17 protein-coding genes and 1 rRNA gene are annotated in these 15,168 nt (G+C 71.4%); 9 read left to right on the plus strand and 9 right to left on the minus strand.

Annotated elements, in window-relative coordinates; translation table 11 throughout:
- Window positions 1–44: 44 nt before the first annotated feature.
- Window positions 45–935 (minus strand): DUF4846 domain-containing protein, encoded by an 891-nt coding sequence (locus tag AABA78_RS32760; protein ID WP_338269284.1) that lies wholly within the window; start codon window positions 933–935, stop codon window positions 45–47.
- Between the two features lie 190 nt (window positions 936–1,125).
- Between AABA78_RS32760 and AABA78_RS32765 the strand changes: the two genes are divergently transcribed.
- A complete protein-coding gene (locus AABA78_RS32765; RefSeq protein WP_338269257.1) occupies window positions 1,126–1,728 on the plus strand; it encodes a CDP-alcohol phosphatidyltransferase family protein in 603 nt (200 codons plus the stop codon).
- 4 nt (window positions 1,729–1,732) lie between these two features.
- Here AABA78_RS32765 and AABA78_RS32770 read toward each other — a convergent pair whose 3' ends face one another.
- The 4 genes from AABA78_RS32770 to glpD all read right to left on the minus strand — a co-directional run bounded on the left by AABA78_RS32770 (window position 1,733) and on the right by glpD (window position 6,774).
- Complete coding sequence (locus AABA78_RS32770) at window positions 1,733–1,942, minus strand: hypothetical protein (protein ID WP_171419632.1); 210 nt, start codon at window positions 1,940–1,942, stop codon at window positions 1,733–1,735.
- A 48-nt stretch (window positions 1,943–1,990) separates the two neighbouring features.
- Window positions 1,991–2,749, minus strand: a complete 759-nt coding sequence (locus AABA78_RS32775; RefSeq protein ID WP_338269258.1) for a hypothetical protein — start codon at window positions 2,747–2,749, stop codon at window positions 1,991–1,993.
- Window positions 2,750–2,932: 183 nt separating this feature from the next.
- A complete protein-coding gene (locus tag AABA78_RS32780) occupies window positions 2,933–4,771 on the minus strand; it encodes a S8 family serine peptidase (RefSeq protein WP_338269259.1) in 1,839 nt (612 codons plus the stop codon).
- A gap of 305 nt (window positions 4,772–5,076) precedes the next feature.
- Window positions 5,077–6,774, minus strand: a complete 1,698-nt coding sequence (glpD, locus tag AABA78_RS32785; protein WP_338269260.1) for a glycerol-3-phosphate dehydrogenase — start codon at window positions 6,772–6,774, stop codon at window positions 5,077–5,079.
- Window positions 6,775–6,981: 207 nt separating this feature from the next.
- On the opposite strand from glpD, the gene AABA78_RS32790 reads away from it, so the two are divergent.
- The 4 genes from AABA78_RS32790 (at window position 6,982) to AABA78_RS32805 (ending at window position 11,558) form a co-directional block, all read left to right on the plus strand.
- Complete coding sequence (locus AABA78_RS32790; protein ID WP_338269261.1) at window positions 6,982–7,392, plus strand: hypothetical protein; 411 nt, start codon at window positions 6,982–6,984, stop codon at window positions 7,390–7,392.
- A gap of 313 nt (window positions 7,393–7,705) precedes the next feature.
- Window positions 7,706–9,961 carry a TonB-dependent receptor domain-containing protein gene (locus AABA78_RS32795; protein ID WP_338269262.1) on the plus strand — a complete coding sequence of 752 codons (2,256 nt, stop codon included), beginning with the start codon at window positions 7,706–7,708 and terminating at the stop codon, window positions 9,959–9,961.
- Window positions 9,961–10,731 carry a hypothetical protein gene (locus tag AABA78_RS32800; protein ID WP_338269263.1) on the plus strand — a complete coding sequence of 257 codons (771 nt, stop codon included), beginning with the start codon at window positions 9,961–9,963 and terminating at the stop codon, window positions 10,729–10,731. Before AABA78_RS32795 ends, AABA78_RS32800 begins: the two co-directional genes overlap by 1 nt.
- Window positions 10,728–11,558, plus strand: coding sequence for a hypothetical protein (locus tag AABA78_RS32805; RefSeq protein WP_338269264.1), 831 nt, complete (start codon window positions 10,728–10,730; stop codon window positions 11,556–11,558). Before AABA78_RS32800 ends, AABA78_RS32805 begins: the two co-directional genes overlap by 4 nt.
- A gap of 55 nt (window positions 11,559–11,613) precedes the next feature.
- On the opposite strand, the gene AABA78_RS32810 is transcribed toward AABA78_RS32805, so the two are convergent.
- Window positions 11,614–11,805 carry a hypothetical protein gene (locus AABA78_RS32810; RefSeq protein ID WP_171419619.1) on the minus strand — a complete coding sequence of 64 codons (192 nt, stop codon included), beginning with the start codon at window positions 11,803–11,805 and terminating at the stop codon, window positions 11,614–11,616.
- A gap of 216 nt (window positions 11,806–12,021) precedes the next feature.
- Between AABA78_RS32810 and AABA78_RS32815 the strand changes: the two genes are divergently transcribed.
- From AABA78_RS32815 to AABA78_RS32825, 3 genes are all read left to right on the plus strand, one after another.
- Window positions 12,022–12,444, plus strand: coding sequence for a hypothetical protein (locus AABA78_RS32815; protein ID WP_338269286.1), 423 nt, complete (start codon window positions 12,022–12,024; stop codon window positions 12,442–12,444).
- Between the two features lie 101 nt (window positions 12,445–12,545).
- Entirely contained in the window at window positions 12,546–12,890 is a 345-nt protein-coding gene (locus AABA78_RS32820) for a DUF7577 domain-containing protein (protein ID WP_338269266.1), read from the plus strand.
- Between the two features lie 9 nt (window positions 12,891–12,899).
- A complete protein-coding gene (locus AABA78_RS32825; protein WP_338269267.1) occupies window positions 12,900–13,868 on the plus strand; it encodes a tetratricopeptide repeat protein in 969 nt (322 codons plus the stop codon).
- 13 nt (window positions 13,869–13,881) lie between these two features.
- On the opposite strand, the gene AABA78_RS32830 is transcribed toward AABA78_RS32825, so the two are convergent.
- The gene (locus AABA78_RS32830; protein ID WP_120527567.1) at window positions 13,882–14,181 is read right to left on the minus strand and encodes a tetratricopeptide repeat protein; all 300 of its coding nucleotides are present in this window, start codon (window positions 14,179–14,181) and stop codon (window positions 13,882–13,884) included.
- A gap of 31 nt (window positions 14,182–14,212) precedes the next feature.
- On the opposite strand from AABA78_RS32830, the gene AABA78_RS32835 reads away from it, so the two are divergent.
- The gene (locus AABA78_RS32835) at window positions 14,213–14,413 is read left to right on the plus strand and encodes a SlyX family protein (protein WP_120527568.1); all 201 of its coding nucleotides are present in this window, start codon (window positions 14,213–14,215) and stop codon (window positions 14,411–14,413) included.
- A 13-nt stretch (window positions 14,414–14,426) separates the two neighbouring features.
- Here AABA78_RS32835 and AABA78_RS32840 read toward each other — a convergent pair whose 3' ends face one another.
- Together AABA78_RS32840 and rrf are read right to left on the minus strand one after the other, a co-directional pair.
- Window positions 14,427–14,873, minus strand: coding sequence for a hypothetical protein (locus AABA78_RS32840; RefSeq protein ID WP_171419611.1), 447 nt, complete (start codon window positions 14,871–14,873; stop codon window positions 14,427–14,429).
- Window positions 14,874–15,074: 201 nt separating this feature from the next.
- Window positions 15,075–15,168: ribosomal RNA gene (gene rrf / locus AABA78_RS32845) — 5S ribosomal RNA — on the minus strand; the annotation flags it as partial.

Genomic DNA, 15,168 nt, shown 5'->3' on the forward strand with positions numbered 1-15,168 from the left:
CTCGCCAGGCCGTGGCTCATTTTGTGTTTCATGTTTCATTCCCGTCACGGCGACGGCAGGCGGCGCAGCGACGTCATCGGGAAGGGCACCCAGAAGGGCGTCGCCACGCTGTCGCCCTCCAGGGAGAACCAGGGCCCGTCCTTCCCCGCCAGCACGTGGAAGTCCTGCGCGGGGGTGAAGCCCTGGCCCACCAGCGCCACCCGCTCCCCCTTCGCATTGGAGGCCACGTCCAGCACCAGCACGGTGTGGCCGGGGCTGCCGCCCAGGACGAAGAAGTCCCCGGGGCGCAGCTGCTCCCGCGTGGGCCGCGCGCCCTCCGCCTGGAGGGACAGGGTGCCCGCGTAGGTGAAGAGCAGGTCCAGGTAGTTCCGGAACGCCGCGCGCGAGCTGTCCGCCGCGCTGCCCGGCACCCATGTCACCTTCGCGCCGGAGACGCGCGCCCGCTCCCCGGCCGCGTACCGGGGCCACGACGCCAGGTGGCCGCTGGTGAAGCGGTAGGCGATGCGCTCCGCATGGCCGGACGCCCAGCGCCATTCGGCGTGGAGGCGCAGGATGGAGTCCGCGCACTGCTGGAGGTTGGCGCTGCCCACGTCCAGCTCCCCCACCGCCGCGAGCCGGGCGTCGGAGGCCGCCAGCACCGTGCCGCCCTGATGGTCGCGCACGGGGGTGCCCTCGGGCCGCAGGGGCAGGCCGCGCAGCCACGCGCCAAAGGAGCCCGCCTCCAGGGGCACTCGCGTGTAGCCCTCCGGCGGCGCGAAGGTCTCCTCCAGCGCGCGCACCTTCGCGGTGGCCGTCAGCCACGGGTAGCGCGTCCGCTCCTCCGCCGTGGGGGCGTGAGGCGCGACCTTCGCCCGTCCGGCCGCCTCACAGCTCGCCAGGGGCAGCGCGACGGCGGCCAGGGTGGCCAGGACCAGCAGGGGGCGGCAAGGGCCCATCGCGTTCACGGGGCGGACTCCAGGGGGACGGGCCGGGGGAAATCCCGGGCATTCCCCTGGGACACCGCACGCGGGGCCGCGGGTTCCCCTCCGGGCGCGGGTCCGCTGGGGCGCCGGGGGAGTCCTTCGCTGGTCGCTCGCCACGCCGGACAGGTGCGTCCCGGGTGCCGAGCACTACCTTTTGAAGGTCATGCACCGTCGGGCAAGCCTCGTGCTGCTCAATACGCTGTCCCTGTCGCGACTGCCGCTCGCCGCGGTGTTCATCGCGGTGTCGGACCTGCGTCTGCGGGCCTTGCTGGTGGTGCTGGCGGCGGTGACGGACTTCCTGGACGGCTGGATTGCCCGGCACCGGGGACTGGCCACGCGCCTGGGAGCGCTCATCGACCCGGTGGCGGACCGCGCCTTCATGGTGACGGCCTTCATCGTGTGTCTGCTGGACGGGCTCATCGGGCCGGTGGAGCTGACGCTGTTGCTCCTGCGCGACATCGGCACGGCCATCGGCTTCATCGTCGCGAGGCTGCGGCCGGACATGCGGGCCATCGAGCTCAAGGCGCGGATGCTGGGCAAGCTCGTCACGGCGCTGCAGCTCGCGGTGTTGTTGTGCGTGTTGCTCTACCCACCGCTGGTGCGTCCGCTCGTCGCGCTCGTCGCGCTGCTGTCGCTGGCGTCGGTGGTGGACTACACGCGGGCGGTGTGGCGCCAGCGCCAGCGCCGGGGACTGCCGCCCTCCCGGCCGTCCTCGCGCCTTCCCCACGGGCCAGCGGGTGCGCCCATGGGGTCCGTGCGGGAGTGACGCGTCACGCGGGCACGGCGCGCGTGAGGGGAGCCACGGCCAGCCGGGCGCGTTCGCGCTCCATGGCGGCGCGCTCGCCTTCGGACAGGGCGTCCCAGACCTCGTCCATCGTGTCGAGAAGCGCGTCCGCTTCCGGCGAATCTCCGCCCGGCGCGCGGGCGCGGACGAGGGCCAACTTGTGCAACAGGGTGCGGTATCGGTCGTAGACCGTCATGGTGAAAACCTCCGTCCGGGAGACGCGGACGGAGCCATGCGGCTGACGTCACCGGCGGCGCTGGGTTTCCGCGTCGCGGCGGGCCTCGGCGCCGGTCAGCACGGCGATCTCCCGGGTGTGGCTGCGGCCCACCAGGTTCACGGTGGCGCGCACCCGCTCGCCCTCCTTGAGCTGCGTCACGCCAATGTCCTCGCCGTCGCGGACGATGCGCGTCTGGGTGCCAATCTCCAGCGGCAGGCGCGAACCCTCGTTGTCGATGACGACCTCCTTCGAGGACACCGAGCGCACCGTGCCCCGGTAGATGGCATCCACCACCGCGACGCCCGGCGAGGAGGAGGAGGCCGGGGGCTTCGCCGCGGTGGGAGCCCCCGTGCCCGAGTTGCCCGTGCCCCCCGTGCCCGCGTTCGGAGCCGTGCCCGGGTTGGGAGGCGTCGTGCGCCCCTCCGCCTGCGGGTTCGGCTCCGCGTTGGGGCTGGTCGGCTCCGAAGCCTGGGCGTCCCCGGAGCCCCCTGTCTGCGGCGCGGCGCGGGTGCCCTGCTGGGGCGCGGTGGAGGGAGCCGTCCCAGCGGGGGCCTGCGTGCCCGTCCCGGATCCACCGATCCCTGGCTGCTGCTGGGTTGCGGGTTGCTGAGGGGAGGCTGCCGCCGGAGCGGTGGGAGACTGCGTCGGCAGCGGCTGGTAGGCGGAGGGAGGCGTGCCCTCCTCGGACACCGCGTCATCCTCCATGCCTCCGGGCGGACCTCCGGCGCACATCAGCAGGCTGGCCACGCCCGCGATCCCCAATCCCAGCCAGATGTCTCGCCTCATGCGCGGCGCGCCTCCATCCTGGGAAGGTGCGTGCGCACGCGGCGGGAACCACCGCCCCGGCGGCCGGGGGCTCGCCCGTCCGCCCGCGATGCCAACCCACGACATGGCGCCTGCCCGGGCCAATGAAACGCCCCCGGCCCCACTCAAGGGACTCGGGGGCGAGGGGCCTGACAGGCCGTGCCGCTACGGCAGCGGGAGCGGACCGCCGCCCTGGGGCAGCGTGCGCGCCAGCGCCACGGCCTTGGCCGCCTGCACCAGGCCATGGCCGTACTTCTCATCCACGCCCGGCGCCACCTTGTCGTCCTGCGCCGTCTTCTCCAGCACCGCGCGCACGTGCGCGGCGCTCAGGTCCGGCCGGGCGCTGAACACCAGCGCCGCGACGCCCGACACGTGCGGGGTGGCCATGGAGGTTCCCGACTCGCGCTGGTAGTCCAGGCCGGTGACGGACACCGTCACGTCCTGTCCCACGAGCCCCTTGAGGGCCGCGCCGGACGCCATCGACACCGACACCGTGGGCACCCAGTGCGCGTTCGCGGAGCCCAGCGTGAAGCCGGGGCCCTCCTCCTCCACGTTGTCGCCGATGATGACCGCGCGCGCGCCGGCCTGGATGACGTTGCGGGCCTTCTCCTCGAAGAACAGGTCGCCGCGGTCCACGTACGCGACGAAGCCGTCGCAGGTGGCCGCCTCACCGCACGCCGCGCGGTCCGCGCCCAGGCCGCAGTTGACCAGCCGGCCCGTGTACGTGCCCTGCGCGGTGTACGTGAGCGGCTGCGAGGTGACGGACACCGACGCGGCGGTCAGCTGGGACAGCGACGCCCCGCCCAGCACCGTGGCGCTCAGCACGTTCACGCCCGGCGCCACCACGGACAGCTCCTGGCCGTACTGGGAGAAGTCCGCGATGTCGCCCTTCAGGTCCACCGCGCCCACCGCCATCACCGACGGCAGGTACGCGGCCGGATAGGCGATGCCGCGCTTGCCGTCGTTGCCGCTGGCCGCGACGGACAGCATGCCGTTGCCGTTGTTCCAGACCCGCTCGAACACGGTCTGCTCGTCCTCGGACGGGTCCGGCGCGCCCAGCGACAGCGAGGCCACCCGCGCCCCCTCCGAGTTGCACCAATCCACCGCCGCGATGACGTCATCCGTCCTGCCGCCGCCGTCCGTGTCCAGCACGCGCGCGACGAGCAGCGACGCGCCCGGCGCCACGCCCACCACGCCGTTGGGGTCCTCGCCGGGCCCCACGCGCGCGCCGGAGCCCGAACCCAACTGCGCCAGGATGGTCGCGGACACGTGCGTGCCGTGGCCGCCGCCCACCGTCACCACGCCCTGGGACACGCTCTGGTCGGTCGGGTCGTCGTCATCGTCGACGAAGTCCTTGCCCTTGAGGAACGCCGCCTTCAGCTCCGGGTGCTTGCTGTCCCAGCCGCTGTCGATGACGCACACCTTCACGCCCTCGCCCGTGGGCGCGCCGGGGTCGATGACGCCGTCGTTGTTCGCGTCCCACACCTGCGGGGCCTGGATGAGCTTCAACCCCTCGGTGTACTCGCCCACCGACCCCTGCGTGCTGAACGCGCCCTGCCACGACACCACCGGCGGCAGCGTGGGCAGCCCCATCGCCTGCACGCGGCGGTTGGGCGTCACGGAGAGCACGTCCGGGCGGAGCTTCAGCGCCGCGATGGCCTCCGGCGACAGCCGGGCGGACACCATGTTCAGGTTCGGGATGCGGCGACGCACGGTGCCGCCCTCGCGCTCCACGGCCTTCACGATGTCCGACGACGCGGCCAGCGCGCTGGCGGTCACCTTCGGCTTGTAGGTGATGATCACCCCGTCCGCCGCCGTGTCCGTGCGCAGCGCGGAGACGGCCGTGTTCGTGCTCATCGCGGAGACCGCCGGGTCCGGCAGCGCCGCCTCCGCGGTGCCAGGACACGCCTGGGGCAGCACGTCGATGATGGGTTCGGGTTCGGAACCGCAGCCGCTCGCCACCAGTCCGGACAGCCCGAGCCCAAGCCAAAGCCAACGCTTCATGGGGTGCATCTCCTTCGTGCCCGGCCAACGTGAGGTACCGCGCCGTGACCCGCTGCCCCCGGAAAAGGGGGGCCGGGAAGAACGGGCCAACCCTGCTTCCCGTTCCCACGACGATTTAAGCATGGACGAAGGACGACTGCTCGGGCGGCTGTCGTGCGCCCGACGGCCATCCGGTGCCAGGCCAACGTGAGGCGCCCAACGCTCGCGTGGAGCGGCCCGTGGGCGGCTCGGCATCCGGGCCCCGCCTTGAACCTGGCCGCGAGCGCCGGGATGACGCACCGGGCCCGGCGCCCGGCACGGGGACCTCAGGCGTCGGAGGGATCCACGCCGAAGATGCGCTGGGCGTCCACGGCGTAGGCCGCCAGCTGGCGCTCCCGCTCCGCCGCGTCCCAGCCGAGCAGCGGCGCCATCACCTCCGCGGCGCGGACGGCGGCGGCGCGGCCCTGGTCGCGCGTCTCGAACGCGACCTTGAGGCGGCGGATGAGCAGGTCGGCCAGCGTCTGGACCATCTCATGGGTCACGCCCCACGCGGCCTCGGCGCGGCGGTACGGCAGGCCCTCCACCAGCGGCTCGGCCAGCGCCGGCGTCTCGCGCGTGAGCGCCCACACCGCGCGCCAGCGGCTGCCGTACGCGCGCACCAGGTGCTCGCCGGTGGCCGCATCCCCCACCTCCTGCCGCGCCGCCTCGAGCTCCGCGTCCAGCTTGAGGAGGTCGCCGCCGGGCAGGGGCTGCTCGTGGGTGACGGGCTTCTTGTGCGGGAGGGCCAGGTGGCGCTCCACGGCGTTGACCACGTCGCGGGCCATGACCCGGAAGGTGGTGAGCTTGCCGCCGCTGATGGCCAGCACGCCGGACGGGCTCACGTCGATGGTGTGCTCGCGGCTGGCGCTGCCCGGGTTGCTGTTGCCGTGGTAGCCGCTCGCGGCCAGCGGGCGGATGCCGGCCCAGGCGCTGACCATGTCCTCGCGGGTGAGGTGGGCCTCGGGGAAGAAGGCGTTGGCGGAAGCGAGCAGGTAGGCCACGTCCGCCTCGCTCGCGCGCACCTCTGCCGGGTGGGCGCGGGTGGCCGTCTCCGTCGTGCCGATGAGGGTGAACGCGTCCGAGGGCAGGATGAACATCACGCGGCCGTCCACGGGGGACAGCAGCGTGAGCGCGTCCCCGATGTTCAGCCGCGAGCGGGGCACGGCGATGTGCACGCCCTTGCTGCCGCGCACCGAGGGGCCCGTGCGCGCCTTGTCCGAATCCAGCTGGCGGATCTCATCGCTCCACGGTCCGGTCGCGTTGACGACGGCGCGAGCGCGCACGGTGTGCTCCAGGCCGGTGAGGTGATCCACCACCACCGCGCCCTTCGCCTTGCCGTCCTCCAGCACCAGCCGCTTCACGGACGCGTGGTTGAGCACCACCGCGCCGGCCTCGCTCGCGCCCAGCGCGTTGGCCAGCGTGAGGCGCGCGTCGTCGGTGGCCGCGTCGTAGTAGCGGGCGCCGCCCTTGAGCCCCTCGGCGCGGATGCCGGGCTCGGCCTCCACCACCTGCTTGAGCGACAGGCGCTGATAGGCCTTCACGTTCCGGAACAGGGACAGGGCGTCGTACAGCATGAGGCCCGCGTTGAGCTTCCAGCGCGGCACGCGAGCCCCCGCGTAGACGGGCCAGATGAAGGCCAGCGGACGCACCAGGTGCGGCGCCAGGTTGAGCAGGCGGCGCCGCTCGATGCTCGACTCGAAGACGAGCCCCAGGTGGCCGTGCTCCAGGTAGCGCAGGCCGCCGTGGATGAGCCGCGACGAGCGGCTGGAAGTCCCGCTGGCGAAGTCCTCGCGCTCCACCAGGGCCACCTTCAGGCCCCGCAGCGCCGCGTCCCGAGCGGCCCCCGCGCCCGTCACCCCGCCACCAATCACGAGCAGGTCGAAGGACTCGCTCCCCAGCGAGCGCAGGCGGTCGGCCCGCGAGGGCGGGGCGGGAACCTCCGTGGAGGCAGGCAGCGAACGGAGCACGGCGGATTCAGAACGCACGCATGGAGTCTATGACGGGAAGTCTTCGGCCGCAGCGGATTCCAATGCGATGCGTCAAGAGGTCCACGGGGTCATGGCACTGGGTGGCGGGACACTGTCCGGCAGCGAGCGGCGGTACCGGCCTTGCGTGTCCTGGGGAGGACGGATAGGCAGGCGGGCGCATCACCTCCCCCGTCCTGGACGCTCAGCCGCCGCCCCCGAATCGCCGTGTGGGACTCCCGAGACCGACGTGACCTGGCGTTCCTGGGACTGTGGGTCCTGGTGTACGGGCTCGCGGTGGCGCCGGTGCTGCACGCGGTGGTGGGGCACGGAGGAGGCCTGGGGCGCCACGAGCACGGCGCCTCCAGCCACGTCCACCGCGTCCAGGCGGCATGCGACGCGGCGAAAGCCAGGTGTCCGTCGGAGTCCGGGCAGGGCACGCTGGACGGAGCGAAGCGGGGCCATGGCCACCAGCACCTGACGGGCTCGGTGGAGCACCTGCTGGCGGTGGCGGCGAGCTGGGCGGTGTTTTCGCCGCCGAAGCCGCGCCAGGTGTCCTGGTGGGTGGAGCTGGCGAGGGGCCCGGAGTGGTCACCGGGTCAGCGGTTGCGGTCCGCGGCGATGCCGCAGGGCCCCTAGTGACATCCGGGCACTTCGGACTTCCGTAAGGATGACTTGCGAGCATGCGGACCGTCTGGCCTGGGCCAGAGACGGGCCTGCGTGAGCGTGTGTCTTGCGCCGTCCCATCCCGCGTGACCTGGAGCGCGTCGCGACGCGAGCCGGGGACGTGTCGCCATCTCCTCGTGCATCCCCTTCCGTGACCATGTTGCTCATCGCGTTCGCCACGCTCTCGACGTGTCTTCACGCAGCCCCGCCTGTCGCAAAAGAAGGGCCGCGCCCGGAGGCCACCGGCCACGCAGTGACAGAAGCCACGAAGCAACAGCAGCAACCCATGATGCGGCAGCCCACCGCGCCCCTGAAGCAGGCCGGGCAGCCAACGGAAGCACTGGCCTCCGGGCAGACACGCACGACATCGTCCGAGCAGCGGACGCCGGAGGAGCCTCCCCCCAGCGAAGCAGTCGCATCTCCCACCGGGCAGCAGCCGACGGAAGCCCCCAGCCCCAGCGAAGCAGTCGCAGCTCCCGCCGAGCAGCCATCGCCGGAAGCCCCCAGCCCCAGCAACGCGGTTGCATCGCCCGCCGAGCAGCCGCCGACGGAAGCCCCGGCCACCACGCCACCACCAGAGTCCTCCGGCAAGCAGCGCTCCACGGTAGTGCGAGGCACGCGTCCTGCGCAGAGCGCCTCCGAGGTCACGCTGGGCCGGGACATCCTCGACACGGCACCGCGCATGAACGCGACGGACGTGCTCCGCGTCGTCCCAGGCCTCGTGGCCTCGCAGCACAGTGGCGAGGGCAAGGCGCAGCAGCTCTTCCTCCGGGGCTTCGACGCGCTCCACGGTCAGGACGTGGAGCTGAACGTCGGAGGCCTGCCTGTGAACGAGGTGAGTCACATCCACGCGCTCGGCTACGCGGACACCAACTTCATCATCCCGGAGCTCGTCCAATCCCTGGAGGTGACGGAGGGCTCCTACCGCGCGTTCCAGGGGGACTTCGCGGTCGCGGGAACGGTGCGCATGGACCTGGGCGCCCGGGAGAAGGGCGTGGAGTTCGCAGGCACGCTGGGCCAGTTCAACCAGCGCCGGCTCGTCGTGACGGTGCGCCCCGGCGAGGACCCCGGCACCTTCGCGGCGGCGGAGCTCGGAGAGAGTGACGGCTTCGGTCCCCAGCGAGGCTACGGCCGGGCCACGCTGCTCGCCCAGGCGAACCTGGACCTGGGCCACGGCCTGAGCGCGCGCATCCTGGGAGGCAGCTACGTCACGCGCTTCGACTCCCCGGGCGTGGTGCGCGAGGACGACCTCGAAGCCGGGCGCCGCACGTTCTACTCCGGCTCCTTCCCGCGTCAGGGCGGCACGGTCTCCAGGCATCAGCTCCTCATCGGAGTGGACCTGCCACGTGAAGGCACCGCGCGCACGAGGCTGGAGGCCTTCGGAATCCTCTCGGACCTGCGCCTGCGCAACAACTTCACGGGCTACCGCGTGGACGACCGCGGCGACGGTCTGGAGCAGACGAACGACGGCTCCACGCTGGGCCTGCGAGCGGAACACCGCCGCCAGCTCATCCTCTTCGACCGTCCCGTCGCGCTGGAGCTGGGCCTCGGAGGAAGGCGCGACGGCATCCACCAGACGCAACGCCGTTACCGTGAGACGGACGGCACCTTCTTCGCGGACGAAGTGGACGCGGACCTCACACAAACGGATGTCTGGGGTTACGCCGAAGCGAGGCTCCCCCTGGGCCGCTGGGCCTTCCGGCTGGGAGGCCGGGCCGACGCGCTGGGCGTGGAGGTCTTCGACGCGCTCGCCTTCCGCGACCCGCGCTACTACGACGGGCAGGGCTACTCACGCAGCGCCTTCGGGGTGCACTGGGGAGCCAAGGCCGGCGTCGAATACGCGCTCACGGACACCTGGGCCCTCTTCGCCAGCTACGGGGACGGCTTCCGTTCGCCGCAGGCACGAAGCCTCGCGGAAGGAGAACAGGCCCCCTTCGTCAACGTGCACGGCGCGGAACTGGGCACGCGGAAGGAAGGAGAACGGCTGTCCTTCCAGGCGAGCGTCTTCGGCTCGCAGGTGGCGGACGACTTCTTCTTCGACCACACGGTGGGCACCACCGTCTTCACGGGAGAGACGCTGCGCACGGGCATCTCCGCGGCCCTGCAGGCGCGCCCCCTCGAAGGAGTCACCGCCGCGCTGAGCGCCACGGTGGCGAACGCGACGGTGACGAAGACAGGCGCGAAGCTCCCCTACTTCGCGCCCCTGGTCGCGCGAGCGGACGTGGGCTGGGACAAGCCGCTACCCGGCATCGACTCCGTCCTGTCCCTGGGCACGGGCCTCACGCTCATCGGGCCGCGCCCCCTCCCCTACGACGAATACAGCCACACGGTGTTCCTCGCGGACGTGCAGGCCGCGCTGCGCCGGGGAGCCCTCGCGTTGCGGCTCGACGTGAAGAACCTGCTCAACACGCGCTGGCGCGACGGCGAGTTTGTCTACAGCTCGCGCTTCGACCCCAGTTCCCAGCCCAGCCTCGTTCCAGCCAGACATTTCACCGCGGGGTCGCCACGCGTGGCCTCGCTCACCCTGGAGGTCCATCTGTGATGAACCCATTCCCCGCCCCGCTCCGAGCGCTGGCGCTGATCGCGACCCTCATGAGCCTGGGCTGCGGCGGCAAGACGGAAGCGGAGCGCCGCACCTTCGCGGTGACGATGACGGCGACGGCGCCCACGGCCCCCAACGAGTACGGCTGGACGGTGACCCCCGAAGCCGCGCAGCTCTCGGTGGGCTCCGTGCGCTTCTTCGAAGGCCGAGTGCTCTTGTCGAGCCGCGCCCCGCGCTTCGACTGGTACTCGCTCATCGGAGGCACCGCGAACGCGCACCCCGGCCACTACGTCCCCGGCGACGCGCTGGGAGAGGTGCTGAACGTCCAGACGGTGGACCTGCTCGAGGGCGCCACGCTGGGTGACGCCAACGCCGTCACGGGCTCATACGGCTCGCTGGAGCTGACGCTCGTGACGCCCACGGCGGCCACGGACGCGCGGAACGTGCTCGCGGGCCACCAAGCGCACGTGCGCGGCACGGCGACGCACACGTCCGGAGCCACGGTGCGCTTCGACGCGACGGTGGACCTGCCCAAGGCCATTGAAGGCGTGCGCTTCGAGCGCGACCTCCAGAAGGAGGCGGGCTTCGTGCGCATCGCGGTGGACCTGGGGAAATGGATGGACCGCATCGACTTCGCCACCGCGTCGCCTCCGGACGCGGCCGGCGTTTCCACCTTCCCCGCCGGCAGTCAGGCCCAGAACGGGCTGGTGCGCGGCGTGGAAGACACCAGCGCCTACGTCGTGACGTGGGTGGAAGGAGCCGCGCAATGAAGCAGCATTGGCTGATGGGAGTGTCCTGCCTCGCCCTGGTTGCCTGCTCGTCGGGTCAGGGCAACGTGACGTTCACCACGTACGGCGAGGACTTCATCGAGAAGCAGATCCCCGCCAGCGCCTTCGAGGACGGCTGGAGCGTAAAGTACGACAAGTTCCTCGTGAAGCTGGGCGAGGTGAAGGTCGCCAACCACGAAGGGCAGACCGCCGCCGAACAGACGGCCGCGAAGGTGTACGACGTGCACCGTCCGGGACCTGTGGACGTCGCGACGTTCAACGACCTCGCCGCCGAGGAATGGGACGAGGTGAGCTACGCCATCGCCCCCGTCGCGGACGCCACCGCCGGCAACGCGGACGCGGAGGACGTGACGCGGATGAACACCGAAGGCTGGTCCGTCTACGTGGAGGGCACGGCCACCAAGGGCACCGCGACGAAGCGCTTCCACTGGGGCTTCGCCACGAACACCCTCTACGAGCACTGCGAGAACGAGGACATCGGCAACGGCGTGACGGTGCCCAAGGGCGGCACGGAGACGGTGCAGCTCACCCTCCACGGTGACCACCTCTTCTTCGACGACCTCCAGTCGTCCGACGCGAAGATGCGCTTTGACGCCATCGCCGGAGCGGACAGCGTGGGCATCGTCGGTCCGGACGGTGAAATCACGCTCGACGAGCTGGGCCTGGTGGACCTCACGTCGCTGCCGTCGAACCAGTACGGCACGGGAGGCGCGGGCAGCGTGCGGACGCTGCGCGACTTCGTGACGGCGCTCGTGCGCACCGTGGGCCACTACCGTGGCGAAGGCGAGTGCTCGCCGCGCGTCCGCTGACCTTCTACCGCCAGAGGGGCCGGCCCGAACGCGCGGCCGGCCTCTCCGGTTGCGGTCAGCGCTTCGAGGAGTCGTCCCCGCCCGTCGTGCCACCGCCGTGCGAGGGCATGTGGGACGGCGGGTTCGGAGGACGGTTCGGGTTCATCTGGTTGGCGCGGTTGTCCTGAGCGGACTTGTGCTCCGGGCGCTCCGGGTTCTTCGTGTTGGAGCGCTGATCATTCGGGCTCGGGTTCTTGTGCTTGCTCATCGTTCGGCGTCCTCCCTGTGTCCGGACATGGGCGCCCGGACGAAGGCACGGTAGGGAGACGCGCCCGGGAAGCGCAGGGGCCCAGGGGGCGCTGCACACTGTCCGGCATCGGTCGCTCGGGCTGTCGTTCCGGGATCGGGAGCGCCCGGGCGCGGTTTCCTCCGGATGCGAAGGAGGAGGCGGATGCCTACTCCTGAACCCAGGGAGGTACGGCGCGTGAAGACGGTGACCTACGAGCGCAGTGGCCGGACGAACACCGGAGCGCAGGCGCTGCGAGTGGAAGGCCTGAAGCACCTGCGCGTCCTGGAGCAGGGCGAACCGGTGGTGGAGCGGGACCTGACGCAGGAGGAGATCCGCCGGCTGGGGCCCATGCTGGAGACCCTCCAACGGGAGCCCGAACCCGCCACCCTCGTGCCCCAGGCTGGAGGCCCGGACGGACTGGCGGTGACCCTGGCCTTCGAGGACGAGGAGACGCCCCGGCTGAGACTCGCCACGGAGCGGCTGCCTGCGAAGGGCGCCGGGGGCGGGTATGATCGCCTGCTCGCGGAGCTGGATGCCCTGCTGACGGCGGAGCTCCACGCCCGGGCCCCCCGCCACGCCCACGCCGTCCTGCCGCATCAGCTCCGTCACGACGAATGACGAGGGGCCGCACGGCCCGTGAGGGCCAGGTCCGCCAAGGCACAGCAGGGGAGCAACCGGGGCGGGTTGCCCTGACGGCCCGGTTCTGACAGACAAGCAGCATGAAGCGCGTGCAGTTCTCCGTGCACCGCACGGTCGGAGAGGCACGGATGTTGGCGGGAGCCCTGGAATCTGCCGGGCTCTCTGTCGACATCCGCGGTGAGTCCCTGGTCCCGCTGAGCGGAGAGATTCCCAGCACGGAGGCCTGGGTGGAGCTGTGGCTGTGGTCCGAGGAACTGGAGGCCGGGCGCCAGGTCCTCGCGGAGCTCCAGGCGAACCAGGAAGCCGCCAATCGTTCGGTGACATGTCCCCGCTGCGGCGAGGAGAACCCGGCGAACTTCGAGCTGTGCTGGAGCTGTGAGCTGGAGCTTCCCTCGGGGCTGCGCCCCCACCTGCGCGCCGTATAGAAACCCGTCATGAGCGAGCCAACGAACGAACCGGGGCAGAGGACCGGCCGGCGCTGGAACCAGGGGCTCCGGGGCGTCCTCTGGGTCTGCGGCGTGGCGCTCGCCATCCACGTCATCCCCCTGTTCCTGCCCCGCGACATGCCCGAGCAGGAGCTGGCCATCGCCCGCGCCACGGAGAACGTGGAAGGCCGCCTGCGGTTCCTGGTGCCCCTGAAGCACAACGACAAGGCCACGGCGGCGGACCTGCGCACGGCGGCGGAGCTCCTGCGCGAAGGCGCTCCGGCGGAAGCCCACGACCTGGCCTTGGAAGCCGAGCGAAGGGATCCGAACGCGCTGGAGACCCAGCTCCTGCTCGCGCGCATCTGCGACCGGGAGCGCATGACCCGTTGCGTGGAGCAGTCACTCGGCAAGGCCCAGAAGCTCGCGCCAACGGACCCACGGGCGGAGCTGCTCCGGGCGGACCTGAGCGAGGAGAAGGGCGACATCGAGGGCGCCACGGAGGCCCTGTCCAGGGCCTACAGCCGGGCTCCGGGGGATCCGCTCGTCGGCGTGCGCTACGGCCGGCTGCTCAGCCGGATGGGAAGGCCCGAGGACGCCCTGAAGGTCTTCACTTCCCTGGAGGGCAAGGTGCCCGCGGCCCGGCTCCTGGTGGAGCAGGGGTTGGTGCTCACGAAGGAGGGCCGCAGCCGCGAAGCCGTGAGGCTGTTGCAGCAGGCGGTGCAGAAGGACCCGAAGCTCGCGGAAGGCCACTTCCAGCTGGGCATCGCCTGGTTCCAGCTGGGCAACCAGGACGCCGCGGAGGAGGCCCTGCGGCAGGCGGACCGGCTGGACATCTCCGATACCCGCGCGCTGGGCACCCTCTGCACCCTCCAGGTGAAGGCAGGAAGGCTCGAGGGAGCCCGCCAGACGCGCACGGACCTGGAGCGGCGCTTCCCCCAGCGGATGGACGCCATCCGGGAGCAGTGCCGGCTGCCCTAAGCGCAGGGCATGCTCAGCGAGGCTCCTGCCCCCGGATCTGCCGGAGCATCCGGGCGGAGGCGATGACCGGCGCGTCCACGGAGCCATCGGCCCGTTCGGTGCGCACCACGGCCTGGAGGAAGGGGATTGCCTCTTCATCCCGGCCCTGCTGGAAGAGCAGCTCCCCCAGCGCGAACCGGGCGTGGGTGAGGAGGACCAGGTCCTCCGCCGCCACGGCGGCATCAATGGCGTCACTCAGCGCGGACTCCGCCAGCTCGGGCTGTCCGCGTCCAAGCAGCTCACGGGCGCGCTGTAGGTATTCAAGGGTATTCATGGGGCACGGTCCCCGAGCGGAGGAGACGGCAATGGAAGACAAGCGCCTGGTCGAGCTGGAAATCCGCTACACGCAGCAGCAGGAGCTGCTGCAGGAGCTGAGCGACGTGCTCTACCAGCAGGGGCGCGTCATCGACGCGCTCCAGGCAGAGCTGGAGCGCCTCAAGCGCAAGCTGGACGCCGAGCCGGGCCTGGTGGACGCCCGTCAGCAGGAGCGTCCCCCGCACTACTGAGCCACGGCGGCCTCTAGAACTTGTAGCCCAGCCGCAGGCCGATGATGGGATTCGGATCGAGGTAGCCGACCTCGACCCCGATGCTCGCGGCCTTGCCCTGGAGGCCAAAGCCAAACGCTGCGTGGGCCTTGAAGGTGTCACCCTTGAAGAAGATCCACGGGCCCGCGAGCCCCTCGATGTAGACGGTGCGGCCCACCGTCGCGCGCAGCGAGATGTCCAACGGAACGCCAATGATGTTGCCGTCGGTGACGAGCACCGCGCCGAAGCGGGCCCCCACGAAGAGTGGACCCGCGACATGCCCTTCAACGCCCAGCGTGAAGTTGAAGGCCGCGCTCGTGTCCACCCAGTAGTCCGCGCCCACGCCCAGGCGGACTCCAGACTGCTGTGCCTTGGATTCAGCGGGAACCAGCAGGAGCCCCAGAGCGAACAGTCCGGCGGCGTAGATTCGAAGCAGATGCATGCGAGTGGCTCCTGTCCAGAAGGGGGGATGGAGCGCCACTCAAGCAAAGCAGGCAGGGTCAGGCCAGCCTCAAAGCCAGGCCCCCGTACGTTCGCACCTCGTCGGATCAATCCACGAGGACGCGCACGGCAATGCCAGGTGTCACAAGCCCGCAAAGACAAAGCCCCCGGCGCCTTGCGGCACCAGGGGCTTTCAAAAAGAATCCGGCAGCGACCTACTCTCCCACGCGGTTTCCCGCGGAGTACCATCGGCTCTGGAGGGCTTAACTTCCGTGTTCGGGATGGGAACGGGTGTG

It is taken from the genome of Corallococcus caeni, from assembly GCF_036245865.1.
In the GTDB taxonomy this organism is placed as follows: Bacteria; Myxococcota; Myxococcia; order Myxococcales; family Myxococcaceae; genus Corallococcus; species Corallococcus caeni.